This is a genomic window from Hydrogenophaga sp., assembly GCF_025699295.1.
Taxonomy (GTDB): domain Bacteria; phylum Pseudomonadota; class Gammaproteobacteria; order Burkholderiales; family Burkholderiaceae_C; genus Hydrogenophaga.
Genome location: NZ_JAILWB010000009.1, coordinates 129454 through 151851 on the forward strand (window position 1 = coordinate 129454; position 22398 = coordinate 151851).

Here is a 22398-nt window from a genome sequence, read left to right on the forward strand (position 1 = left end):
CGTGAAGCCCGTGAAAATTCTGTACGTCGACGACGAAGCCATGGCCCTGAAGTACTTCGAACGCCTGGTCAGCCCGATGGCGCCCGTGCTCACGGCCGGTTCGGTGGAGGAGGGCCGCAAGGTGCTGGCCGAACACGGCGCGGAAGTGGCCGTGCTGGTGTGCGACCAGCGCATGCCGGGCGCGCACGGCAACGAGTTGCTGCGGCACGCGCGCGACTACTACCCCGGCATCGTGCGCATGTTGACCACTGCCTACTCCGAACTGGGCGAGGCGATCGAAGCGATCAACACCGGCGAGATCTACCGCTACATCAACAAGCCCTGGGAGCTGGAGAGCCTGCGTGCGGACCTGAAGAACGCACTGGAACTGGCCGAACTGCGCGGCGAGCGCGACGGTCTGATGCGCGACAAGCTGATGGCCCAGCAGAGCCAGCTGCTGGCCAACCGGCTGGCCGGCCTGGTGGTGGTGGGCGCAGCCGTCCATGGCGAGGGCCATGAGCAGGCGCTGTACCGTTTTGCCCAGGCCGCGCAACTGCCCGGCTGCGCCGAACCCGCCGTGGACTGGCACCAATGGGAGCACGCCGACCTGATGCAGGCCGAGGCGCAGCGCGGCGTGGCCGTTGCCGCGCATCTGCGCCACTGGTTGCGCGAGTTCGGGCCCCGGCGCGAGGGCGCCGGAGCGCTGGCCGTGCTGGCCCAGATCACCGGATCCGAGCTGCAGGGTGACCGCGTCCGGCTCACCGACGGTGCGCTGCTGACCGCGCTGCTGGGTGCGAAAGCGGGTGAAAGCCCCGGTGCCGATCAATGTGCCTGGCTGGCCTGGCTGCTCTGGCAGGGTGGCCAGGCCCAGGCAGAGGCGGCGGACGGCGCCTGGACCGTGCGGGCCGCCCCCGCGGTCACCTTGCGGCCGGACTGGCTGGCCGACGCCATCGAGCGCGTCGGCAAGGCTCTGGCCTGAGCCGGATCGCCCGGTCTGCGTGAAACAGTGCGCAAGGGATGGGCACTTTCGGGCCGGTGAGCGCTCACAATAGGCTTCTGCTTCACATCCGGACCCGACCATGACCTCCGCCGCCATCTCTTCATCGAGCCGTTTTGCACGCGGCGCACAGGCTGCCCTGCTGGTGGCGGTGGCCACCCTGTTCGCGGGTTGCTCGTCCGTGGGGGTGGGCGTGGGTGTCGGCCTTCCCATCGGGCCTTTCTCCATCGGCGTGGGCGTGGGCTCGGGCGGCGTGAACGCCGGCGTGAGCACCGGTGTCGGCCCCGTGGGGGTGGGCGTGGGCGTGAACCAGCGTGGCCAGGTCAGCGCCGGGGCCGGTGTGGGCGCGAGCACCAGCGTGGGCAGCGGCAACGCACGCGTCGGTGTCGGCGTGGGCACGAGCACCGTGATCCACGATCCTCACGAGCGCAACTGACGGGAACCACACGCCCCGCCACAAAAGAAAAAGGCCCCATCGGCGCGAGCCGGTGGGGCCTTCCTGCGTGCGCCGGGTTTACTTCAGCGTGATCGTCACGTCGATGTTGCCGCGCGTGGCATTGGAGTACGGGCACACCTGGTGGGCTGCGTCCAGCAGGCCCTGTGCGACGGCGCGGTCCATGCCGGGCAGGCTCACGGCCAGGCGCGCGGCGATGCCGAAGCCCGCCGGGATCGGGCCGATGTCGACCTCGGCGTCGATCGATGCATCGGCTGGCACGGGCACCTTCTTCATGCCGGCCACGTGCTTGAGCGCGCCCATGAAGCAGGCAGAGTAGCCGGCGGCGAACAGCTGCTCGGGGTTGGTGGCGTTGCCGGCACCGCCCATGGCCTTGGGCGGGCTCAGCTTCACGTCGAGCAGACCATCGTCGCTGCGCGAGGTGCCTTCGCGGCCGCCGGTGGTGTGGGCGCGGGCAGTGTAGACAACTTTGTCAAGAGAAGTGGGCATGGTGGGCTCCTTGGGTTGAACGCTTCTGAAAAGCGGGGGTGGTGGTTGGGGAAACGGTTCAGGCGCTGAGACGGTCGCGCAGCGCCTGGACCTGCTGCGTCAGCGCCAGCGCTTCTGACACGCCGCACTGGGTCGCCTGCAGCACGCAGCCGGGGATGCGTGCCGCACGCGTCTTGAGCCGGCGGCCCGCGGCGGTGAGGCGGATCAGCACGCGGCGTTCATCCTGCACGTCGCGCAGGCGCGTCACGAGCCCGGCGGCTTCGAGCCGCTTGAGCAAAGGGGTGAGGGTGCCCGAGTCCAGGTGCAGGCGCTCGCCGAGTTCGGAGACTGTGGCGCCGTCGCGCTCCCAGAGCGCCAGCATGGCCAGGTACTGCGGGTAGGTCAGGCCGATCTCGTCGAGCAGGGGCTTGTACAGCTTGGTCATGGCCAGCGAGGCCGAGTACAGCGCGAAACAGAGCTGGTGGTCCAGCCGCAGGGCCTGATCGCTGGAGATGTGTGGCGTGTTCATGGGTTGTTAATGTAGCTGCCAATTAAATTGTGTGCAATTAAAATGCGAACAACCATGATGAGAAAACGGGCATCCGCTTCCCGGCCGGGGTCAGCGACCCGGCCGTTGCCCTGGACGGATCTGCGCCCGGGCCACCTGTTGCATGGAAGCGAGCACGGTGCGGATCATCCAGGCGGCCAGGCGTTCGGGCCAGGAGCCATTGGCCAGCCATGCGAGCGGTGCGGCGCGTGCGCACGCCGGCCGGTGAAATCCGAGTTCCTCCAGCCGCTGGCGCTCGTTTGCGCCCAGGGGTTCGATGCCGGGCGACAGCACCAGCTCCAGCGTGCGAACCCCCTGGCTGTGCAGTGCCGTGGCCAGGCCCAGCAGATCGGCGCGGGCCGGGTGCCACAGCAGGGCCTCCCGCTCGCGCCGGGGCGATCCAAAAACCAGCACCGCGTGGTCGGCATCGCCTGGCAGGCCTGCGCGCCAGTCGGCTGCGTCCAGCACCGCGTGGGACATGCCCCGTGGCATGCGCAGGAAGTGGCGCGTGGTGAGCAGGGTGACCCGCTCGAAACGGTCGCCGGCCAGCAGTTCCTGCAACACCGCGCCGCCGGCCACGCCCGCCACCACCACATGGCGCGTGCGGGCTGCGCGCTTCATCGGGGGAACGGGGCGGCCAGCGCGAACCACACGCCCAGCGCCACCGAGATGATGAAGGCCCCGTCCAGCAGGCCCGCGAGCAGGAAGACCTTGGGCTGCATTGCCTCCATCATCTCGGGCTGGCGGGCCGACGCTTCCAGGTACTTGCTGGCCATGACGCCGATGCCGATGCACGAGCCCAGGGCGCCCAGGCCGATCATGTGGCCGACGGCGAGGGGAAGGGTGCTGAGGTCTGACATGTGAAGCTCCTTTCGTTGGGATGGCTTCACTGTGCCCGCGCTGTGGCGCGAAATCCATGACCTGGGAGGTCATGTCAAACATCACACCGCCCGGGCAGGCCGCTGCCCTACACTGCGCCCAGCGGTGCCCTGGCCAGGGCACTTTCTCTGTCCGCAGCCCGCGTAGGAAACAACCTCGTGACCCTGTCGGTATTGAATTTCTTCAGCGACATCCGGATCCTGTCCGCGATCCTGATCGCCATGCTGGGCATGACCTTCCTGATGCACGCGAGCGCGCGCTCCTGGCCGTACGTGAAATGGCTGGCGGGTTCGGCGCTGGTGTTCGGGTTCACCCAGGGCGCACTGGTCCTGTCCGTGGCCATGGGCTGGCTCAGCGACCCCGCCGCGGGGCCGGTCGGCTCGATCCTGGGGCTGATCGCCATGGCGGCGGTGCTCGCGGGCCTGCAGGCCTGTTTCTCGCCCCGGGGAACTTCACCCACGCGCGTGTTCCTGGTGGTGCTGCTGGGCGCGCCGGTGCTGGTGGTCGCCATGAGCGCGTTGCTGCAGGGCTGGGACTTCGCGGGGCCGCTGACGATCGCGCTGATCTTCGTGATCGCTGCCGGCTGGCTGCTGTGGGTGTGGTGGCACGACCGCTGGAGCGGCCAGCTGGTGCTGGCGCTGCTGTTCCTCGGGCATCCCCTGTTGCTGGGCGTGGCCGTGACCACCGACATGAACCTGCTGAACTTCCGCCAGCTCACGCCGCTGCCGATCAGCATCATGTTCGTGTTCGTGATGACGCTGATCCTGCACCGCGATTCGCAGATCCTCGCGCGTGAGCTGCACGAGCGCGTGCGCGCCGAACAGGCCCTGCAGCGGCTGACCGATTCGCTGGAGGACATCGTGCGCAGCCGCACCCAGCAGCTGGAGGAAATCATCCGCGGCCTGCGCTCGTTTGCCGGCATGGTCTCGCACGACCTGAGCGGCCCCTTGCGCAACGCCGCCGGCCTGGCGGACGTGGCCCTGGAAGACTACCGTGCGGGCAACGCTGCCGGTGCCGAGCGCAGCCTGGAACTGATCCGCCGCGAAGCACTGCGGGCTTCGAACATGGTCAACGACCTGCTCAACCTGGCCAAGGTGGACCACGGCCCGCCCGAACTGGCGCCGGTGGACATGCAGGCCCTGGTGCAGGACTGCCTGCGTTCGCTGGCCCTGCAGTTCCCGAACGCACCCCAGGCCGTGCAGATGGAGGCCATGCCCGTGGTGCAGGCCGATGCCAGCCTGTTGCAGCACGTGGTGATGAACCTGCTGGGCAATGCGCTGAAATTCGGCGACGGCCACAGCGGCCTGCGCGTCACCCTTTGCGCGCTGCGCGATGGTGGCTTCTGGCGCTTCACCGTGTCGGACAACGGCCCCGGCTTCGATCCGGCCAAGGCTGGCGAGCTGTTCCAGCCCTTCTCGCGGCTGGACGAGCGCAAGGTGGGTGGCACCGGCCTGGGCCTCACGGTGGTCAAGCGCGCCGTCGAGCGGCACGGCGGCGCCGTGGGTGCGGCTTCGGCCCCCGGCGAGGGTGCCCGGTTCTGGTGGACCCTGCCGGCCGACGCTTCCCACCCTGGATGAACCCTTGAAACGATCAATCATCGATCGGCATCAGGTGAACATCGGCTGGTTCGCGGCACGCCCGCGAAGAGGCTGACCGACCGCGCGCCTACAGTACAGCCCACCATGCACATCAACGGCCACACGGAACTCATTGCCCACATCGGCTACCCGACCCATACCTTCAAGTCGCCGATGATCTACAACCCGTATTTCGAGCAGACGGGGATCAACGCCGTGGTGGTGCCCTTCGGCTGCCGCGCGGACGACTTTCCCGCGCTGCTGAAGTCGCTGTTCTCCCTGAGCAACATCCGGGGCGCGCTGATCACCATGCCGCACAAGGTGAGCACGGTAGCGCTGCTCGACGACGTCACGCCGACGGTGAAGGTCGCGGGCGCCTGCAACGCGGTGCGGCGCGACGCCGATGGGCGACTCGTGGGCGACATGTTCGACGGCGCGGGATTCGTGCGCGGCGTGCAGCGCAAGGGCCTGGTGCTGCAGGGCGCGCGCGTGCTGGTGGTGGGTTGCGGCGGCGTGGGCAGCGCCATCGCGGCGTCGCTGGCCGGCGCCGGCATCGGCGCCATCGCGCTGTACGACGTGAATGCCCTCTCCGCGAAGGCCCTGGGCGAACGGTTGAATGCCAGCTACCCGGGCATCGAGGTGCGCACCGGCAGCAACGACCCGGCGGGCTTCGACCTGGTCGTCAACGCCACGCCCATGGGCATGAACGAGGGCGACCCGCTGCCCATGGACGTCTCGCGGCTGCAGGCGCACACCCTCGTCGGCGAAGTGGTCATGCGCGCCGAGATGACGGCCTTCCTCAGTGCCGCGCAGGCGCGTGGCTGCCGCGTGCAGATCGGTTCGGACATGCTGTTCGAACAGATCCCGGCCTACCTGGAATACTTCGGCCTGCCAACGACCACCGCCGAGGTGCTGCGTTCGGCGGCGCGGCTGAGCTACTGAGCTGGCGTGGCCGGATCAGGCCCGCGCCCAGCGCATCCACGGGGGCAATGACGACGATGTTCAGACCCCCTGCCGGTGCTGCAGGAAGCCGCGCGTGCCATGCGGCCCATGCTGCAGGTCGGGAAGCGGGTTTTCCTGGGCCCCCACGATCCGCTGTCTCTGGGATCCCAACGCAGGGCACCCCAGTTCCACGACATCGCCGATCTGCAGAAACCGCGGCGGTTTCATGCCCATGCCCACGCCGCTCGGTGTGCCGGTGCTGATGAGGTCCCCGGGGCGCAGCGTCATCATCCGGCTGCAATAGCTGACCAGTTGCGCGCAGCTGAAGATCATGTCGCGGGTGTTGCCGGACTGCATGCGCTGACCATTGACCTTCAGCCAGAGATCCAGACCTTGCGGATCGCCGATCTCATCCGGCGTGACGAGGTAGGGCCCGACGGGGCCGAAGGTGTCGAAGCCCTTGCCCTTGCTCCATTGGCCACCGCTGCGTCCGATCTGAAAGCTCCGCTCGGACACGTCGTTGGTCAGGCAATAGCCGGCTACGTGCTCCAGGGCCTTGTGTTCGGGCACGTTGCGCGCCACCTTCCCGATGACCACGCCCAGTTCCACTTCCCAGTCCAGCTGGGTGGCTTCGATGGGCATCAGCGTGTCGTCGTTCGGGCCGCACACGCAACTGGTCCATTTGGCGAACATGATGGGTTCGCGCGGAATGGGCAGGCCCGCTTCAGCGGCATGGTCGTGGTAGTTCAGGCCGATGCCCAGGTAGGTGGGCATGCCGGTCCATGGCACGCCCAGGCGCGGCTGGCCCGGGACGGCCTGGAGCTGCGAGACGTCCAGCGCCTGCAGCGCGTGAAGGGCATCCGGCGCCAGAACCTCGGGCGTGATGTCGGAAATCAGTGGGGACAGGTCGCGGATGACGCCCTGGGCATCCAGGATGCCCGGCCTTTCAGACCCGACGGGTCCATACCGCAGGAGTTTCATGCCGTACCTCGCAGGGCGTCTCGCATGAGGCGCATCAACGCTTGCGTTCCAGCAGACGCGCGATGGCCGGACTGAGCCCCTGGTGCGGCTTGATCGGAGGCGGCGAGAAACTTCCGCTGCGCGCGATCCCGGGCTGCAGCGCAATGAGCGACTCGGCATGGCGCACGGCGCTGGAGACCCCATCGACCGAGGGCACGGGCAACCGGCCCCGCAGCGACCGGGCCAGGCCTGCCAGCGGCGCGCCGGCCAGCACGATGACGTCGGCCCCGTCCTCGGCCACGCAGCGTTCCGCGAGCGCCACCAGCTTCTCGCCCTGATTGCCCTGCACGTTGCCGATGTCCTGCAGCGTCTCGTCCAGGCCGCGGATGCTGGCGAGTCGACCCTCGAGGCCACAGGACTGCACGGTTTCGCGGTACCAGGCGCGGATGCGCTGCGAAATGGCCACGATGGAGAAACGCTGCCCGAGCAGGCACGCACTGGCCAGCGCCGATTCGGTCAGGCCCGTCACCGGGCAGTCCAGCACCTCGCGCAGCGCGGGCAGGCCCGGGTCGCCAAAGGCCGCCACCACCACGGCGTCGAAGCGCGCGTGGTGCTGGGCCACCAGCTCGGCGGTGGCGTACGCCCCGATCAGGGCCTCGAACCGGGTTTCGATGTAGGCCACGCCAAAGGGCGCGGTCAGAACCTCGATCTCGGTACCGGGGGACGCGCTGCGCTCGGCCTCGGCGCGGATCAGGTCCGAGACGCTCTGTGAGATGTTGGGGTTGACCAGCAGAATGCGTTTCATCATTTCAGCAGATTGGGAAGCGTCATCGCGACGGCGGGAACGAAGGTGGTCAGCAGCACGACCACGATCTCGCACAGAACGAAAGGAATGGCCCATTTCGCCGCCTTGGCGAACGATACATTGCCCATCTGCGCGGCCAGGAACAGGCCCACGCCCACGGGTGGCGTGAGGTGCGCCAGCGAGAGGTTGACCGTCATGGCCGCGCCGAACTGGATCAGATCCATGTCGATCGCCATCAGCGTCGGTTTGAAGAGCGGGACGAGCAGGTACATCGCCGCGATGGGTTCGAGGAACATGCCCGAGAGGAAGATGATGAACTGCATCACCAGCAGGATCACGACCCGGCTGCCACCGCTCACGGCGTGCAGCATCTGGTCGAGCAACTGGGCCACGCCCTGCGTCTGCAGCACCCAGGCGAACACCGCCGACATCGCGATCATCATGCCGATCACGCCAATCGTCTTGCCGGACTGGTAGAACACTTCGGGCATGTCCTGCCAGCGGATCTGGTGGTACACCAGTCGGTCCACGATGATGATGTAGACGACGGCCACGGCGGCTGCTTCCGTGGCGGTGAAGACGCCGGAGTAGATGCCGCCGAGGATGATCACCGGCGCCATGAGCCCCCAGAAGGCCTCGCGCAGGGCCTTGAAGAAGATCGGCCACGAGCGCTCGATATCGGCGGGTCGGTAGCCCTTCACGACGGACACGATGACCGTGTAGCCCCCCAGCATGACGAGCATGAGCAGGCCGGGCATGACACCGGCGGCGAACAGCTTGGGGATGGAGGTCTCCGTGATCACGCCATAGATGATGAAGCTGATCGAAGGCGGAATCACCACGCCGAAGGTGCAACCCGCCGCCACCACGGCCACGGCGAAGGCGCGTGGGTAGCCCGAGTTCGCCATGGCGCCGATGAGGAAACTCAGCGCGGCCACGGTGGCGATGTTGGAGCCGCTCATGGAGCCCAGCACGCAGCCCGTGACCAGCGTGGTCAGGGCCAGGCCACCGGGCATGCGGCCGAAGACGATTTCGGTCAGGCTCACCAGCCGGGCAGCCACGCCGGTGCGCGTCATCAGGTTGCCGGCAATGATGAAGAGCGGTGTGGCCAGCAGCGTGAACGAGTCGAGTGAACTCGACACCACGAAGGGCATCATGCTCAGCGGCGCGGCTTCCAGCACCACCATGGTGAACAGGGTAGCCCCGCCCAGGGCCACGAACACCGGCGCGTTGAGCGCGAGCAGTCCGAAGAAGACGAAGAAGCCGATGACGGCCGGGTTGCTCAGGAGTTCCATGTCGCGTGTCCTTGGTCTGTGCGGTCGTGCGCGTTCACTCGGCGACGGCGTTGCGCGGGTGGTAGGCACCCGCCTTGAACCCCTGCGCCGTGCGCAGGATGGCCAGCAGGTAGGCCACCAGGGCGATGCCATTGATCACCCAGACCGGTATGCCCGACGCCAGACTCGTCTGCCCGCTCTCCAGCCCCTGCCGGGTGGAGCCCAGGCTTTGCCACGCCAGCACCACGAGCACGGTGATCACCAGCACCGTGACCAGCACCTCCACGAAGCGCTGCCCACCCGGAGGGAACTTGTGCACCAGCAGCGGGATGCCGCCGTGCTGGTTGTTGCGGCAGCCCGCCGCCGCCCCCACCAGCGCGGCCCAGAGGAACAGGTAACGGGCCAGCTCCTCGGACCAGGCCATGGGCTGCGAGAACACGAAGCGCGAGAGCACCCCCGCGAAGACGAGCACGACGATGCCGGCACAGGCCAGGGCGATGAACCAGAACTCGGCGCGGTCCAGCCAGCGCCCGGCGCGGGACCAGGGCCCGGTGGATGTGTCCGTCGTGGGGGTGGTGCTCATGGTGGCGACTCCAGGGTGGTGCGGGTCTCAGGGCTTGCGCACGCGCGCGACTTCCGATTCGACGGTCTTCATGAGGTCCTCGCCGATCTGCTTGCGAAAGCCCGGCATCACGGGATCCAGCTTGGCCTTGAAGGCGTTGAGCTCGGCGGTGGTGGGGGTGTACACGTTCACACCGGCGGCCTCCATCTTCTTCACCAGGTCAGCCTCCTCGTCATCGGCCACCTTGCGCTGGTGGGCCATGGCTTCGGTGGCGGCCTTGCGCACCAGGGCCTTGTCGGCGTCGGAGAGCTTGGACCAGAATGTGTTGCTGGCGATGAAGCCCACGGCTTCGAACGAGAAGTTCACCACCGAGATGTTCTTGCTCACCTCGTAGAAGCGCGACGAGTAGATGAGCGGAATGGGCGAGATGCCGCCATCGATGGCGCCGGCCTGGAGCGCGGAGAACACTTCGGCGAAGTTCATGGCCACCGGGTTGGCGCCAATGGCCTTCCAGGAATCGAGGTAGAGGTTGAGGCCGGGCGTGCGGATCTTGACGCCCTTGAGGTCGTCCGGTGCCTTCATGGGGCCCTTGTTGGTGTAGAGCTGGAAGAAGCTGCCCGAGCCCCAGCCCAGGGCGTGCAGGTTGCGCGACTGCAGGTGCTTGTTGAGCCGTTCTCCGATGGCGCCGTCCATCACCGCCATGGCGGTCTTCGAATCGGGGAACACCCAGGGCACGGACATCACCATGAAGTCGGGGTGCAGTTGCGCGAGCCAGGGCGTGGTCTTCATGATGATTTCCACGGCACCGGCCTGGGCCATTTCGAGCTCGACGCGGTCGTTGCGACCGGAGAGCACGCCATTGGCGTGGATCTCGACCTGGTGGCGTCCGCCGCTTTCCTTTTCGACGATCTCCTTGAAGCGTTTGGCGCCCACGACCCAGTTGGACGTGTCGGCGACGTTGGTGGCGATCTTGATCTTCGCGGCCATGGCCGGCAGGGCCAGCAGCGTGGACAGGCCGGCGACGGCGAGCATTCGAGTCAGTTGGGACATGGCGATTTCTCCTTCGGTGGAAGCGGTGGAAGACTGGCTCAGGCCAGGGAGGGTGGGAACGGAACGGGTTGGCGAAAACGCGCCGGTGCGGCGCTCTGAAGGTGCCACGCGGCACGAAGCACGGTGGCGTCCTGGCCGCGGGACGCCACCAGCTGGGCGCCGATGGGAAGGCCCTGGCGGTCCAGCGCGATCGGCACCGAGCAGGCCGGTGCGTACACGTGGTTGAAGACCGGCGTGAACGCGGCGTGCGCGCGCGGCGAGACGGCCTGCCCCGCGATGGTCCGGGGGCCGAGGTCCTGCAGCGGCCAGGCCACGCAGGGCGTGGTGGGGGTGAGCAGCAGAGCGAAGTGGTTGAAGAAGTCGGCCAGGCTGCGGTACAGGGCTTCGCGGTGCAGCAGCGCGCTGGCCACGTCCGCGCCGCGCAGGGTCAGCCCGCGTTCGATCTGCGCGCCGATGTCGGGGTCGAACAGGGCGGGGTTCTGCAGGAAGGCTTCACCGTGGATGGCCGCCAGCCCGCTGAACTGCAGCGGCATCAGGGCGTCTTCGCTCGTGCCCTGTGGCCACTGCGGATCGGTCTCGATCACATCGGCGCCCGCATTGCGCAGCCAGGCCGCGGCCTGGGCGGTGGCCGCCGCCACGTCGGGGTCCACCACCACGTCAAACCCCAGGCGCGGGCTGAACGCGACCCGCAGGCCCTTGAGGGTGTTCTGCAGGTGTGCGGCGGTGGGAAGCTGGGGCGCACCTGCCACGCACAACGGGTCGCGCGGGTCCCCGCCTGCCACGGTGTCGAACAGGGCGGCCACGTCTTCCACCGTGCGCGCCATCAGGCCCACCACGCTGTTGCCGAACACGGGTTCGGCGAACCCGACGGGGTGGGCGATCGCGCCCGCGCTCGGCTTGAAGCCCACCACACCGGTGTGCGCCGCCGGCCGGCGCGTGGAGCCGCCGCCATCGGTGCACAGGGCGAGATGCCCCATGCCCGCGGCCACGGCCGCGGCCGCGCCACCGGACGATCCGCCGGGCGTGCGTGTGAGGTCCCACGGGTTGCGGGTGGCACCGTGGACCAGGTTCGTGGTGTTGCCCTTGCAGGCGAATTCCGAACAGTTGCTGCCGCCCAGCGCCACGCCACGGGCAGCTTGCAGGCGCTCCACGGCCAGGGCGCTGGCCGGTGCGACGAAGTCGGCAAACAGGCGCGAACCCTGGCTGGCCGGGCGTCCCTGAACCCAGAGGTTGTCCTTCACGGAGAAGGTGGCGCCGCGCAGCAGCGCGCCGGTGGGCGCGGTGTCGTCCGGCCCGTTGCGATCAACGGCATCCGCGTCGGCCAGCACCCGCTGCGGATCGACGTGGATCAGGGCGTTGAGTGCCGGGTTGCAGCGCTCGATGTGATCCAGCGTGGCCTGCGCCACTTCACGGGCACTGACCTGGCGCGAACGCACCAGCGCGGCCACCTCGAGCGCGGACGCTTCGATCAGATTCATGCTTGTGCTCCTGCCGGGCCCAGCGTGGGCTTGCCGCACGCCAGGAAACGCCCCTGGCCGGCGCGTGCATGAAAGCGCCCGTCCCAGACCACCTCGCCGCCCACCAGGGTGATGCCCGGCCAGGCCTTGAGCACGCGGCCTTCGTAGGGCGTGTAGTCGACGTTGTGGTGCAGGTCCTGGTTGCGCAGGACGCGCTCGCCTTCGTCCCAGATGACCAGATCGGCGTCGGAGCCGATGGCGATGGCCCCCTTGCGCGGGTGCAGGCCATAGGCCTTGGCCGGGTTGGTCGACACCAGTTCGACAAACTTCTCCAGCGTGATGCGTCCGCCCAGAACGCCCTCCGAATAGAGCAGCGCCAGCCGTGTCTCGATGCCCGGGATGCCGTTGGGAATGTGCCGGAACGGCACTTCCTCGCCCGCCGGCTTCTTGCCGTCGTCGCCCTCGTAGCGAAAGGGCGCATGGTCGGAACTGAAGACGGTGAAGAGGCCGTCGTTGAGTCCGTCCCAGATCACGCGCTGGTTGGACGCGTCCCTGGGAGGCGGGCTGCAGACGCAGCGCGCACCCTTGTAGCTGTCGTCCAGGCCCAGGTCTTCGGCCGTCAGGAAGAGGTACTGCGGGCAGGTCTCTGCATACACCCGCAAGCCATGCGAACGGGCCCAGCGGATCTGCTCGACGGCTTCCTTGCCCGAGACATGCACGATCAGGATGGGCACGTCCACCAGTTCGGCCAGCGAGATGGCGCGGTGCGTGGCCTCGCGCTCCACCAGCATGGGCCGGGCGTGGGCGTGAAAACGCGGCGCCGTGCGCCCGGCGGCCTCCAGCCGGCGCGTCAGCCATTCGATCGCGTCGGCGTTCTCGGCGTGGATCATCGCCATCGCACCCTGCTGCCGGGCCACGGCCAGCACATCGAGGATCTGCCCGTCGTCGAGCTTGAGGTCGTCGTAGGTCATGTAGACCTTGAACGAGGTGTAGCCCTCGGCGATCAGTTCGGGCAGCTCCCGCTCCAGCACCGTGGGCGTGGGGTCGCTGACGATCAGGTGGAACGCATAGTCGACATGCGCCTTGCCGCTGGCCCGGCGGTGGTAGTCGTCCACGGCGGCCCGCAAAGACTGGCCCTTTTCCTGCGCCGCGAAAGGAATCACGGTGGTAGTGCCGCCGCAGGCGGCAGCCCGCGTGCCGGAGTCGAAGTCGTCGGCCATGCGCACCGGCGGCGCCATGGGCTGGTCCAGGTGGCAGTGCGCATCCACACCACCGGGCGTGACGACGCGGCCCCGGGCGTCAATCTCCCGCACCCCGGCAGGGAGGTCGAGGCCGAGGCTCACGATGCGCCCGCCCCGCACGCCGATGTCGGCCTCGAACACGTCGCTGGCCGTGGCCACGCGCGCGTTGCGCACGACCAGATCCAGTGGCTCAGTCATGGGGCACCCCTGCACCAACGCGGGACGCATGCACCGAAACGGCGTAGACATCGATGTAAGCAGTGATCATTTGCGTTGTTTCCTGGAGTCGATCAACTGGAAAGCCAGATTCGTGCCAATTGTCGACAACGTGGTTTACAGAATTCATGAGTGAATGGTATTTGACGAGATAATTGTCGACATCAGTGTTTACTCTAATGTCGACACAGTCTGCGGATCACTATCTTCACGCCCATGCCCGCACCGATTCCACCGGCCCCGCCCTGCAGCGATGTCGACACGCCACCGATACAATCGCCCGGGAGCGGGAGGGTCCGCCCCCCGCCCGCCAGGCCCGGCTTCCAGCATCTCACTCCCCACAGCCCCATGCCACGCCAACCGCGAACGAACTTGCCCCATGCCCAACTGGAGCAAGAGAGGGGCAATGACGAGATCTACGAGCGCATCTACGTCGCCATCCTCGAGCACCGGCTGCACCCGGGGACCAAGCTGGGAGAGGACAGACTGGCCAACATCTTCAACGTGAGCCGGGCCCGCATCCGGGAAGTGCTTGCGCGCATGGCCCACGAGCAGATCGTCGACCTCTACCCTCAGCGCGGGGCCTTCGTGGCCCGCCCCACGCCCGAGCAGGCCATGGACGTCTTCGAGGCGCGCCGCCTCATCGAGCCCGCCGTGATCCGCCGCCTCATCGCCACCCTGACGCCGGACAAGGTCGCCCGCTTGCGGCAGCACCAGGAACTCGAAATGGACGCGCGCCGCCGCGACGACCAGCGCGCCGTGGTGCGGCTGTCCGGTGAATTCCACCAGTTGCTCGCGACGCTGGCGGGCAACACCGCGCTCGCGCGCAGCCTGCGCGAACTCTCCACGCTGACCTGCCTGATCATTTTTCTCTACGACGCACCGACCGCGAACAGCTGCCGGGCCGATGAGCATTCGGACATCATCGAGGCCATCGCCAAGCGCGACGCCAACCGCGCTGAGAAGCTCATGCTCGGGCACCTCGACCACATCGAGAAGAGCCTCACGCTGCACAGCGCAGCGGTGGAAGTGGACCTCGAGGCGGTCTTCGGCAGCTGAGCTGGCGCTGCCGGATTCCCTGGCAGACTTTCCCATTCCGACACGCCCATGCCCCCCTTCATTCCTTCGCTCAGACGCCTGCTGGTGGTGACGCTGGCCGCCACCACCCTCGGCCTGGCCGGGTGTGGCAAGACCGACCCGCAGGCCGCGCTCGAAGCCGCGGTGCAGGCGCTGCAGGACAACCTGGAAGCGCGCGATACCAGCGCGGTGATGGACCAGCTGCACGCCAGCTTCCAGGCCGGTGAAGGCCTGGACGCCGAATGGGCCAGGCGCACCATGACGCTGATGTTCCTGCGTTACACCAACGTGCGGATCGTCGCCGTCACGCGCAACAGCCGCATCGACAGCGGCAGTTCACAGGTCGGCCATACCGAGGCCAGGGTGCTGGTGACCGGTGCGCAAGGCCTGATCCCGGAACGCGCCGAGCCCTATGCGGTGCAGCTGCAGTGGCGGCTGGACGGCAGCGACTGGAAGCTGATCGACCTGCAGTGGGAATAGGCGGTCACGGCATGTCCGCGCGTCGGACATGGCCTACAGACAGGCCAGGACTGCCGGCCTAGCATGAAGGGCCGAGGCGGTGCTTTCGCGCTGCCCACCACAGGAGAACATGCCATGAAACCATCGATCCATCGATGCATGAGCGGCGGTCTCTGTGCCGCCGCCCTGGCCGTGATGGCGCTGCCGGCCTGGGCCGCCGGGCCGGCACCGGACAAGACGGCCATCAACGCCAACTACCAGCGCGAGCGCGCCGTCTGCGAAACCATGACCGATGCCGCGCGGCGCACCAGCTGCCTGCGGGACGCGGGCGCCGCGCGCGCCGAAGCGCTGCGCGGTGAGCTGGGCACCGGCCAGTCGGCCGAAGACCGGGCGCGCAACGCCGTGGCCCGCTGCAAGGTGCATCCGCCCGAGCGGCAGGCCCTGTGCGAACGCATGATCCGGGGCGACGGCACGGTGTCCGGCTCCGTTGAAGGCGGGGGCGTGCTGCGCGAGCTGATCACGCTGGAGAGACCGTCGGCCCCCGCGACCACCCCACCGCCTTCGATGCCTTCGACGCCACTGAACCCGGGCTGAGTGCGGCCACCTGACCTACAGCCAGTATTCCCACATCCGCGCGAACAGCTCCTTGATGCGCACGTCCAGACTGCGCCGCCGCCATTGCGCCAGCGTGACCTCGGTGGAGGCGGCCAGGTCGGCGTCGAACAGGCGCTGCAACTGGGCGCCGAACTCGGTGCCCAGCACCACCGCGTTGAGTTCGTAGTTGTGCAGGAAGCTGCGCCAGTCCAGGTTGGTCGATCCGATGGTGGACCACACCCCGTCGACGGAAGCGGTCTTGGCGTGCAGGATCACGCCCTGCCGTTCGTACAGCTTCACGCCCGCGCGCAGCAGGCGCGCGTAGTAGTTGCGCCCGGCGTGGAACACCAGCCATGAATCGGTCTTGCCCGGCAGGATGAGCCTGACGTCCACCCCGCGCCGCGCGGCGGCCTCCAGCGCATCGAGCAGTTGCGGATCGGGCGCGAAGTAGGCGTTGGTGATGTAGACGCTGGTCTCGGCGCTGCCGATGGCCGAGAGCAGCGTGGCATAGATGAGGCTGTACGGCTCCTCGGGGGAGCTGCCGATCGCGCGCACCACGTCCGGGCCGGCCTGCTCGGGTGGCGGGTAGAGGCCGGGTCCGGCCGGGGGCTCACCCTTCTGTGCCACCCAGGTCGCGATGAAGAGCTTCTGGAACTCGGCCACCACCGGCCCCCGCAGTTGCACGTGTGTGTCGCGCCAGGGGGTGGTGTCGCCTTCGGGGCCGCCGCTGTCCGCGCTGCGCGAGCCGGAGGCGAACGAGCCGCTGGAGTACACGCCGCTGATGTTGATGCCACCCAGAAAGGCGACGCGCCCGTCCACGATCAGCAGCTTTCGGTGGTCGCGCTCGTTGAGTTCCCAGGCCACGCCGGCCACCGCCGGGTTCACCGGGTTGAACTCGACCACCTGGACGCCGCTGTCGGTGAGCTTCTGGAAGAACGCCCGGGGCGTGTTGAGCGTGCCCACGCTGTCATGGATCAGGCGCACCTGCACACCCTGGCGCTGCTTCGCGATCAGGGCATCGGAGAAGCGCTGCCCGACTTCGTCATCGTCGATGATGTAGGTTTCCAGGTGGATGTGGTCCTTCGCGCCTTCGATGGCCGCGAGCATCGCGCGGTAGGTGGCGGGCCCGTCCTGCAGCAGCGCCGCGCGGTTGCCCGCTGTCAGCGGGCTGCCGACGATGGCTTCTTCCAGCGCGAGGTGCCGCGAGAGCACGTCGCCCCCTTGACCGCTGGCGCGCAGGCGGTCCAGGATGGCCTTGCTCTGCGCCGCCGACAGCGGGCCCCGCGCACCTTCGAGCTGCACCGGGGCAGGGCGGCGCTCCAGGTCGGGCACGACGCGCGGCAGGCTCTTGCAGCCGGCAAGAAACATGGCGCACAGCAGCACCGCCACCGCTGCCTGGAATCGCCGCAGCGTGGCGGACGGCCAAGACGACATGTCTGAACCCCTGGTGTGAAAACAGGCGCCACCATGACAGCGCGGGGGGGCACCGTCAAGGCACGTTCAGGTAACCGAAGGTGTCGCGGGCCTGCTCAGGTCACCGGCGCCGGGTTGAACAGCACCAGTGCGTTGTGCAGCTTCCACTGCTCGGCCCAGGTCTTCCTGCGCCCGCTGGCCACGTCGAGCATCAGGCGGAACAGCTCCCAGCCCACGTCTTCGATGCTGGCCGTGCCGTCGGCGATCGTGCCGGCGTTGACGTCCATCAGGTCGTGCCAGCGCCGCGCCAGGTCGCTGCGCGTGGCGACCTTGATCACCGGCACGGCGGCCAGGCCGTAGGGCGTGCCGCGGCCGGTGGTGAACACGTGCAGGTTCATGCCGGCGGCCAGTTGCAGCGTGCCGCAGATGAAGTCGCTCGCGGGCGTGGCGGCATAGGTCAGGCCTTTGGACCTGAGCTTTTCGCCGGGTGCGAGCACGTTGGCAATCGGCGCGCTGCCCGACTTGACGATCGAGCCCATGGCCTTTTCCACGATGTTCGACAGGCCGCCCTTCTTGTTGCCCGGCGTGGTGTTGGCGCTGCGGTCCACGCTGCCGCGTTTCAGGTAGGCGTCGTACCAGGCCATCTCGCGCACCATGGCCTGCGCCACCTCGGGCGTGGTGGCGCGCGCGGTGAGCTGGGCGATGCCGTCGCGCACCTCGGTGGTTTCCGAGAACATCACGCTGGCGCCCGCGCGCACCAGCAGGTCGGTGCAGAAGCCCACGGCCGGGTTGGCGGTGACGCCGCTGAACGCGTCGCTGCCGCCGCACTGCACGCCCACCACGAGTTCGCTGGCGGGCACCGTCACGCGCCGGCGTGCGTTCAGGCGTTCGAGGTGCTCCTCGGCCTGGCGCAGGATGGAATCGACCATGCTCATGAAGCCCACATGCGCGTCGTCCTGCAGACAGACCACATCGAGACGGGTGTCGGCGCTGGTGCCCACGTCGGCCACATTGCGCTCGTCCACCAGAGGAATGGAGCCCGGCGGCAGCAGGCGCTCGGGCTGCAGCTTCTCGCAGCCCAGGCTGACCACCATCACCTCGCCGCCGAAGTTGGGATTCAGGCTGATGTGGCGCAGCGTGCGGATGGGAATGACCGCGTCGGGCGCGTCGATCGCCACGCCGCAGCCGTAGCCGTGTTCGAGCGCGACCACGTCGTCCACATGCGGGTATTTCGGCAGCAGCTCGGCCTTGATGCGCTGCACCGCGAAGTCGGTGACGCCGGCCACGCACTGCACGGTCTGGGTGATGGCCAGGATGTTGCGCGTGCCGACCGAGCCGTCCGGGTTGCGGTAGCCCTCGAAGGTGTAGCCCTCCAGCGCGGGCTGCGGCTCGGGCCGCACGGTGGCCATGGGCAGGTCTTCGAGTCCACGCGCCTCGGGCATCTTCAGCAGGCGCTCGTGCACCCAGCTGCCGGCCGGGATGGCGTCGAGCGCGTAGCCGATGGGCACGCCATAGCGCAGCACGGCCGCGCCGGCGGGCACGTCTGTCAGCGCCACCTTGTGGCCCTGCGGCACCCGGTCTCGCAGGGTCGGGCCGCCGGGCAGGGCGGTGCCCGCGGGCAGGCCGCCGTCGTTGGCGACGATGGCGACGTTGTCCTGCGCGTGCATGCGAATGGTCAGCGGCGGGGCTGACGGCGGGGTGGCCGTGGGTGGGGCAAGGGTCTCGGACATCCGCATCTCCTATGATTCAGCGCGCGTGGCAGCCATTTCAGGCTACCATCGCCAACGGTTTGGTACCGGTACCATTTTAAGCCGCAAATGAAAGAATCCGACAACACCCGGCGCGCGCGCCGGGGCAGCGGGGCGATCACGCTGCGCGACGTGGCCCGGCTTGCGGGTGTCGCGCCCATCACCGCCTCGCGCGTGCTCAACACGCCCGAGCAGGTCTCGGCCGACGTGCGGCAGAAGGTGCTGGCCGCGGTGCAGAAGACCGGCTACGTGCCCAACCGCATGGCTGGCGGCCTCGCGTCCTCGCGCAGCCGGCTGATCGCGGCGGTCGTGCCCAGCACGGTCATGTCGGTCTTCATGCAGACCATCGAATCGCTCAACGGCACGCTGTTCGACGCCGGTTACCAGCTCATGCTGGGTCAGTCGGGCTATTCGGCCAGCCGCGAGGAATCGCTGCTGGAGGCGATCATCGGGCGCCGGCCCGACGGCATCTTCCTCACCGGCATCCTGCGCCCCGGCCTGGGCCGCACGCGACTGCTGGCCTCGGGCATCCCGGTGGTGGAAACCTGGGATCTGACACCCACGCCGATCGACATGCTGGTGGGCTTCTCGCACGTCGACACCGGTCGCGAGGTGGCGCGCTTCCTCGCGGGCAAGGGGCGCCGGCGCCTGGCCATGATCCGCGCCGAGGACGAGCGCGCCGACCGGCGTGCCACCGCCTTTGCCGAGGAAGCGGCCCGCCTGGGCCTGGCGCCGGTGCAGGTGGTCAACGTCGGCGCGTCTCGCACCATCCTCAGCGGGCGCGAGGCGCTGGGCCACCTGCTGGCGCAGGCGCCCGACGTGGACGCCGTGTTCTGCAGCTCCGACCTGCTGGCCCTGGGCGTGGTGACCGAGGCGCGCGTGCGCGGCATGGCCATCCCGGAGCGCCTGGCGGTGATTGGTTTCGGCGACGTGCCCTTCGCCGCCGACATGGTGCCCGCGCTGAGCACCGTGCACATCAAGGGCGCGGAGATCGGCCGCCTGGCCGCGCAGCACCTGATCGACCGCGCCGAGGGCCGCGAGGTCGCGCAGCGCGTGGTCGACGTCGGCTTCTCCATCGTCGAGCGCGAGACCACCTGAAGCTCCGCCGCAGGGGCTGCGCCCCTGATCAGAAAACGGTTGACGATCCGATTTGGTACCGCTACCATTCGCTCCGAGCTGATTTGGTACCGGTACCAGACGGCCGCGACAGTTCCCTGGAAGACAGCCCTCAACGGAGACACACCATGAAGAGAACCCTGTGCGCCATCGGCGCGTCCTTGACCCTGACCGCCGCCATGGCCTGGCCCGACAAGACCGTCACCCTGGTGGTGCCCTTCCCACCCGGTGGCTCCACCGACCTGATCGCCCGCACGCTGCAGCCCAAGCTGCAGGAAAAACTCGGCGGCACCTTCGTGGTGGACAACAAGCCAGGCGCCACCGGCACCATCGGCGCCACGCAGGTGGTGCGCGCCGCGCCCGACGGCCACACCCTGTTCGTGTCCTCGCTCGGCCCGTTCGTGATCGCGCCGCACCTGATCAAGGTGACCTACGACGCGCCCAAGGACTTCGACTACATCAGCGTCGCCGTGCAGGCCCCCAACGTGCTCGTGGTGCCCGTCGCCTCGCCGCACAAGTCCATGGCGGACGTGCAGACCTTCCTGAAGGCCAACCCCGGCAAGATGACCTTTGCCTCGTCGGGCAACGGCAGCAGCGACCACCTGACCGCCGAACTGTTCTGGCAGCAGACCGGCACCACCGGCGTGCACGTGCCCTACAAGGGCGGCGGCCCGGTGATGACCGACCTGCTGGGCAACCAGGTGGATTCGTCCTTCATGAACATCAACACCGCCATGCCGCAGATCAAGGCCGGCAAGCTGCGCGCACTCTCCATCACCAGCGCCCAGCGTTCGCCGCTGCTGCCCGACGTGCCCACGCTGCAGGAACTGGGCATCAAGGACGCCAACGTCTATTCCTGGCAGGCCATGGCCGCACCCAAGGGCACGCCGGCCGACATCAAGGCCAAACTGCACGCGGCGGTGAAGGACGCACTGAACGACCCGGCGATCAAGCCCAAGCTGCTTGACCTGGGCTTCGAGATCGTGGCCAGCACGCCCGAGCAGTTCACTGCCTTCCAGGCGGCCGAGTTCGCACGCTGGCAGAAACTCATCCAGTCGCGCAACATCAAGGTGGAGTAAGCGTCTCACCCCGCCGCGCTGCGCGCGACCCCCTTCCAGGGGGCGATGCCTGGGACCGGCGGAGCCGGATCCTCGGCATCTCTGGACAAGAATGTCATCGCCCTCCGGACGCATCCCATCTGAGTTTTTCATGCTGAAGCCCGTCACCGTTTCCACCACGCCCCGCGTCATCGATCTGCGCGTCGTCCCCGTCGCGGGGCGCGACAGCATGTTGCTCAACCTGAGCGGCGCGCACGCGCCCTTCTTCACGCGCAACCTGCTGATCCTCACCGACAGCGCAGGGCGCACTGGCGTGGGTGAGGTGCCGGGCGGCGAGAAGATCCGCCAGACGCTGGAGGACGCGCGCGAGCTGGTGGTGGGCCGCGCCATTGGTGACCACCAGCGCGTGCTGCGCGACATGCAGACGCGCTTTGCCGACCGCGACGCGGGCGGGCGCGGGCTGCAGACCTTCGACCTGCGCACCACCATCCATGCCGTCACGGCAGTCGAATCGGCACTGCTCGACCTGCTCGGCCAGCACCTGGAGGTGCCGGTGGCCGCGCTGCTCGGCGAAGGCCAGCAGCGCGAATCGGTGGAGATGCTGGGCTACCTGTTCTTCATCGGCGACAAGTCGAAGACGAACCTGCCTTATGTCGATGCGGCGAGCGAGCCGGACGCGGACAACGCCTGGTTCCGCCTGCGCCACGAACAAGCCATGACGCCCGAAGCCATCGTGCGCCTGGCCGAGGCCGCGCGCGAGCGCTACGGCTTCAACGACTTCAAGCTCAAGGGCGGCGTGCTGCGCGGCGACGAGGAAGTGGATGCCGTGACCGCGCTGCACGAGCGCTTTCCCGACGCGCGCGTGACGCTCGACCCCAACGGCGGCTGGTTGCTGAAAGACGCGATCCGCCTGGGCCAGCGCATGCGCGGCATCGTCGCCTACGCCGAAGACCCCTGCGGCGCGGAAGACGGCTTCTCGGGCCGCGAGGTGATGGCCGAATTCCGCCGCGCCACCGGCCTGCCCACGGCGACCAACATGGTCACCACCGACTGGCGCCAGATGGTGCACGCTCTCTCGCTGCAGTCGGTCGACATCCCATTGGCCGACCCGCATTTCTGGACCATGGCCGGCAGCGTGCGCGTGGCGCAGACCTGCCGCGACTGGGGCCTGACCTGGGGCTCGCATTCCAACAACCACTTCGACGTGTCCCTGGCCATGTTCACCCACGTCGGCGCGGCCGCACCGGGCAAGGTCACTGCGATCGACACACACTGGATCTGGCAGGACGGCCAGCGCCTCACCAAAGAGCCGCTGCAGATCGTGAACGGCCATGTGCAGGTGCCGAAGAAGCCCGGCCTGGGCGTCGAGCTCGACATGGCCGAGGTGGAGAAGGCGCACCAGCTCTACCTGCAGCACGGCCTGGGCGCGCGCGACGACGCCATGGCCATGCAGAGCCTGATCCCGAACTGGACCTTCAACCCCAAGCGCCCCGCCATGGACCGATGAACGCGCCGCGTTCCTCGC

General features: G+C 68.4%; 22 protein-coding genes and 1 pseudogene. 10 read left to right on the plus strand and 13 right to left on the minus strand.

Going from position 1 to position 22398, the window contains the following annotated elements; translation table 11 throughout:
- Position 1: 1 nt before the first annotated feature.
- A complete protein-coding gene (locus tag K5880_RS11305) occupies positions 2 to 958 on the plus strand; it encodes a response regulator (RefSeq protein ID WP_297651809.1) in 957 nt (318 codons plus the stop codon).
- Between the two features lie 100 nt (positions 959 to 1058).
- Positions 1059 to 1397, plus strand: a pseudogene (locus K5880_RS11310) (hypothetical protein); the annotation flags it as partial.
- Positions 1398 to 1490: 93 nt separating this feature from the next.
- On the opposite strand, the gene K5880_RS11315 reads toward K5880_RS11310, so the two are convergent.
- From K5880_RS11315 to atpE, 4 genes are all read right to left on the minus strand, one after another.
- Entirely contained in the window at positions 1491 to 1919 is a 429-nt protein-coding gene (locus K5880_RS11315) for an organic hydroperoxide resistance protein (RefSeq protein WP_297651811.1), read from the minus strand.
- A 58-nt stretch (positions 1920 to 1977) separates the two neighbouring features.
- Positions 1978 to 2427: a MarR family transcriptional regulator gene (locus K5880_RS11320; protein ID WP_297651813.1), complete on the minus strand. Its 450-nt coding sequence runs from the start codon at positions 2425 to 2427 to the stop codon at positions 1978 to 1980.
- Positions 2428 to 2517: 90 nt separating this feature from the next.
- The gene (locus K5880_RS11325; RefSeq protein ID WP_297651814.1) at positions 2518 to 3066 is read right to left on the minus strand and encodes a hypothetical protein; all 549 of its coding nucleotides are present in this window, start codon (positions 3064 to 3066) and stop codon (positions 2518 to 2520) included.
- Positions 3063 to 3305 carry a F0F1 ATP synthase subunit C gene (atpE, locus tag K5880_RS11330; RefSeq protein ID WP_297651817.1) on the minus strand — a complete coding sequence of 81 codons (243 nt, stop codon included), beginning with the start codon at positions 3303 to 3305 and terminating at the stop codon, positions 3063 to 3065. Before atpE ends, K5880_RS11325 begins: the two co-directional genes overlap by 4 nt.
- Positions 3306 to 3482: 177 nt before the next feature.
- Here atpE and K5880_RS11335 point away from each other — a divergent pair, with 177 nt between their 5' ends.
- Together K5880_RS11335 and K5880_RS11340 are read left to right on the plus strand one after the other, a co-directional pair.
- Positions 3483 to 4901, plus strand: coding sequence for a HAMP domain-containing sensor histidine kinase (locus K5880_RS11335; protein WP_297651819.1), 1419 nt, complete (start codon positions 3483 to 3485; stop codon positions 4899 to 4901).
- Positions 4902 to 5006: 105 nt separating this feature from the next.
- The gene (locus K5880_RS11340; protein WP_297651824.1) at positions 5007 to 5843 is read left to right on the plus strand and encodes a ThiF family adenylyltransferase; all 837 of its coding nucleotides are present in this window, start codon (positions 5007 to 5009) and stop codon (positions 5841 to 5843) included.
- A gap of 60 nt (positions 5844 to 5903) precedes the next feature.
- Here K5880_RS11340 and K5880_RS11345 read toward each other — a convergent pair whose 3' ends face one another.
- The 7 genes from K5880_RS11345 to hydA are packed head-to-tail and all read right to left on the minus strand — an operon-like array spanning position 5904 to position 13390.
- Positions 5904 to 6824 carry a fumarylacetoacetate hydrolase family protein gene (locus K5880_RS11345; RefSeq protein ID WP_297651827.1) on the minus strand — a complete coding sequence of 307 codons (921 nt, stop codon included), beginning with the start codon at positions 6822 to 6824 and terminating at the stop codon, positions 5904 to 5906.
- A 34-nt stretch (positions 6825 to 6858) separates the two neighbouring features.
- Positions 6859 to 7611 carry an aspartate/glutamate racemase family protein gene (locus tag K5880_RS11350; RefSeq protein ID WP_297651830.1) on the minus strand — a complete coding sequence of 251 codons (753 nt, stop codon included), beginning with the start codon at positions 7609 to 7611 and terminating at the stop codon, positions 6859 to 6861.
- Positions 7608 to 8903: a TRAP transporter large permease gene (locus tag K5880_RS11355; RefSeq protein WP_297651834.1), complete on the minus strand. Its 1296-nt coding sequence runs from the start codon at positions 8901 to 8903 to the stop codon at positions 7608 to 7610. The genes K5880_RS11350 and K5880_RS11355 overlap by 4 nt, the downstream gene beginning before the upstream one ends.
- A 34-nt stretch (positions 8904 to 8937) precedes the next feature.
- Entirely contained in the window at positions 8938 to 9465 is a 528-nt protein-coding gene (locus tag K5880_RS11360) for a TRAP transporter small permease (protein WP_297651837.1), read from the minus strand.
- A 27-nt stretch (positions 9466 to 9492) separates the two neighbouring features.
- Positions 9493 to 10494 carry a TRAP transporter substrate-binding protein gene (locus K5880_RS11365; RefSeq protein WP_297651840.1) on the minus strand — a complete coding sequence of 334 codons (1002 nt, stop codon included), beginning with the start codon at positions 10492 to 10494 and terminating at the stop codon, positions 9493 to 9495.
- A gap of 38 nt (positions 10495 to 10532) precedes the next feature.
- Complete coding sequence (locus K5880_RS11370; RefSeq protein WP_297651843.1) at positions 10533 to 11972, minus strand: amidase; 1440 nt, start codon at positions 11970 to 11972, stop codon at positions 10533 to 10535.
- Positions 11969 to 13390, minus strand: coding sequence for a dihydropyrimidinase (hydA, locus tag K5880_RS11375; RefSeq protein ID WP_297651846.1), 1422 nt, complete (start codon positions 13388 to 13390; stop codon positions 11969 to 11971). The genes K5880_RS11370 and hydA overlap by 4 nt, the downstream gene beginning before the upstream one ends.
- Positions 13391 to 13756: 366 nt before the next feature.
- On the opposite strand from hydA, the gene K5880_RS11380 reads away from it, so the two are divergent.
- The 3 genes from K5880_RS11380 (at position 13757) to K5880_RS11390 (ending at position 15538) form a co-directional block, all read left to right on the plus strand.
- Entirely contained in the window at positions 13757 to 14467 is a 711-nt protein-coding gene (locus tag K5880_RS11380; RefSeq protein ID WP_297651849.1) for a GntR family transcriptional regulator, read from the plus strand.
- A gap of 48 nt (positions 14468 to 14515) precedes the next feature.
- Positions 14516 to 14965, plus strand: coding sequence for a hypothetical protein (locus K5880_RS11385; RefSeq protein WP_297651852.1), 450 nt, complete (start codon positions 14516 to 14518; stop codon positions 14963 to 14965).
- 114 nt (positions 14966 to 15079) lie between these two features.
- Entirely contained in the window at positions 15080 to 15538 is a 459-nt protein-coding gene (locus K5880_RS11390; protein WP_297651854.1) for a hypothetical protein, read from the plus strand.
- A gap of 15 nt (positions 15539 to 15553) precedes the next feature.
- Here K5880_RS11390 and cls read toward each other — a convergent pair whose 3' ends face one another.
- Both cls and garD read right to left on the minus strand, forming a co-directional pair.
- Entirely contained in the window at positions 15554 to 16972 is a 1419-nt protein-coding gene (gene cls, locus K5880_RS11395; protein WP_297651857.1) for a cardiolipin synthase, read from the minus strand.
- Positions 16973 to 17067: 95 nt separating this feature from the next.
- Complete coding sequence (garD, locus tag K5880_RS11400; protein ID WP_297651860.1) at positions 17068 to 18681, minus strand: galactarate dehydratase; 1614 nt, start codon at positions 18679 to 18681, stop codon at positions 17068 to 17070.
- 87 nt (positions 18682 to 18768) lie between these two features.
- Between garD and K5880_RS11405 the strand changes: the two genes are divergently transcribed.
- From K5880_RS11405 to gudD, 3 genes are all read left to right on the plus strand, one after another.
- Positions 18769 to 19797, plus strand: a complete 1029-nt coding sequence (locus K5880_RS11405) for a LacI family DNA-binding transcriptional regulator (protein ID WP_297651862.1) — start codon at positions 18769 to 18771, stop codon at positions 19795 to 19797.
- Between the two features lie 146 nt (positions 19798 to 19943).
- Complete coding sequence (locus tag K5880_RS11410) at positions 19944 to 20894, plus strand: tripartite tricarboxylate transporter substrate binding protein (RefSeq protein ID WP_297651864.1); 951 nt, start codon at positions 19944 to 19946, stop codon at positions 20892 to 20894.
- 130 nt (positions 20895 to 21024) lie between these two features.
- Positions 21025 to 22380 (plus strand): glucarate dehydratase, encoded by a 1356-nt coding sequence (gudD, locus tag K5880_RS11415; RefSeq protein WP_297651867.1) that lies wholly within the window; start codon positions 21025 to 21027, stop codon positions 22378 to 22380.
- Positions 22381 to 22398 lie beyond the last annotated feature (18 nt).

Excerpts from the sequence above, each read along its gene's own strand:
- K5880_RS11365 (WP_297651840.1), bottom strand. The coding sequence starts at position 10,494 with ATGTCCCAACTGACTCGAATGCTCGCCGTCGCCGGCCTGTCCACGCTG.
- K5880_RS11355 (WP_297651834.1), bottom strand. The coding sequence starts at position 8,903 with ATGGAACTCCTGAGCAACCCGGCCGTCATCGGCTTCTTCGTCTTCTTC.
- K5880_RS11315 (WP_297651811.1), bottom strand. The coding sequence starts at position 1,919 with ATGCCCACTTCTCTTGACAAAGTTGTCTACACTGCCCGCGCCCACACC.
- atpE (WP_297651817.1), bottom strand. The coding sequence starts at position 3,305 with ATGTCAGACCTCAGCACCCTTCCCCTCGCCGTCGGCCACATGATCGGC.
- K5880_RS11350 (WP_297651830.1), bottom strand. The coding sequence starts at position 7,611 with ATGATGAAACGCATTCTGCTGGTCAACCCCAACATCTCACAGAGCGTC.
- K5880_RS11385 (WP_297651852.1), top strand. The coding sequence starts at position 14,516 with ATGCCCCCCTTCATTCCTTCGCTCAGACGCCTGCTGGTGGTGACGCTG.
- K5880_RS11370 (WP_297651843.1), bottom strand. The coding sequence starts at position 11,972 with ATGAATCTGATCGAAGCGTCCGCGCTCGAGGTGGCCGCGCTGGTGCGT.
- K5880_RS11340 (WP_297651824.1), top strand. The coding sequence starts at position 5,007 with ATGCACATCAACGGCCACACGGAACTCATTGCCCACATCGGCTACCCG.
- cls (WP_297651857.1), bottom strand. The coding sequence starts at position 16,972 with ATGTCGTCTTGGCCGTCCGCCACGCTGCGGCGATTCCAGGCAGCGGTG.
- K5880_RS11405 (WP_297651862.1), top strand. The coding sequence starts at position 18,769 with ATGAAAGAATCCGACAACACCCGGCGCGCGCGCCGGGGCAGCGGGGCG.
- K5880_RS11390 (WP_297651854.1), top strand. The coding sequence starts at position 15,080 with ATGAAACCATCGATCCATCGATGCATGAGCGGCGGTCTCTGTGCCGCC.
- K5880_RS11345 (WP_297651827.1), bottom strand. The coding sequence starts at position 6,824 with ATGAAACTCCTGCGGTATGGACCCGTCGGGTCTGAAAGGCCGGGCATC.
- K5880_RS11320 (WP_297651813.1), bottom strand. The coding sequence starts at position 2,427 with ATGAACACGCCACACATCTCCAGCGATCAGGCCCTGCGGCTGGACCAC.
- garD (WP_297651860.1), bottom strand. The coding sequence starts at position 18,681 with ATGTCCGAGACCCTTGCCCCACCCACGGCCACCCCGCCGTCAGCCCCG.
- K5880_RS11410 (WP_297651864.1), top strand. The coding sequence starts at position 19,944 with ATGAAGAGAACCCTGTGCGCCATCGGCGCGTCCTTGACCCTGACCGCC.
- K5880_RS11360 (WP_297651837.1), bottom strand. The coding sequence starts at position 9,465 with ATGAGCACCACCCCCACGACGGACACATCCACCGGGCCCTGGTCCCGC.
- K5880_RS11380 (WP_297651849.1), top strand. The coding sequence starts at position 13,757 with ATGCCACGCCAACCGCGAACGAACTTGCCCCATGCCCAACTGGAGCAA.
- K5880_RS11325 (WP_297651814.1), bottom strand. The coding sequence starts at position 3,066 with ATGAAGCGCGCAGCCCGCACGCGCCATGTGGTGGTGGCGGGCGTGGCC.
- gudD (WP_297651867.1), top strand. The coding sequence starts at position 21,025 with ATGCTGAAGCCCGTCACCGTTTCCACCACGCCCCGCGTCATCGATCTG.
- hydA (WP_297651846.1), bottom strand. The coding sequence starts at position 13,390 with ATGACTGAGCCACTGGATCTGGTCGTGCGCAACGCGCGCGTGGCCACG.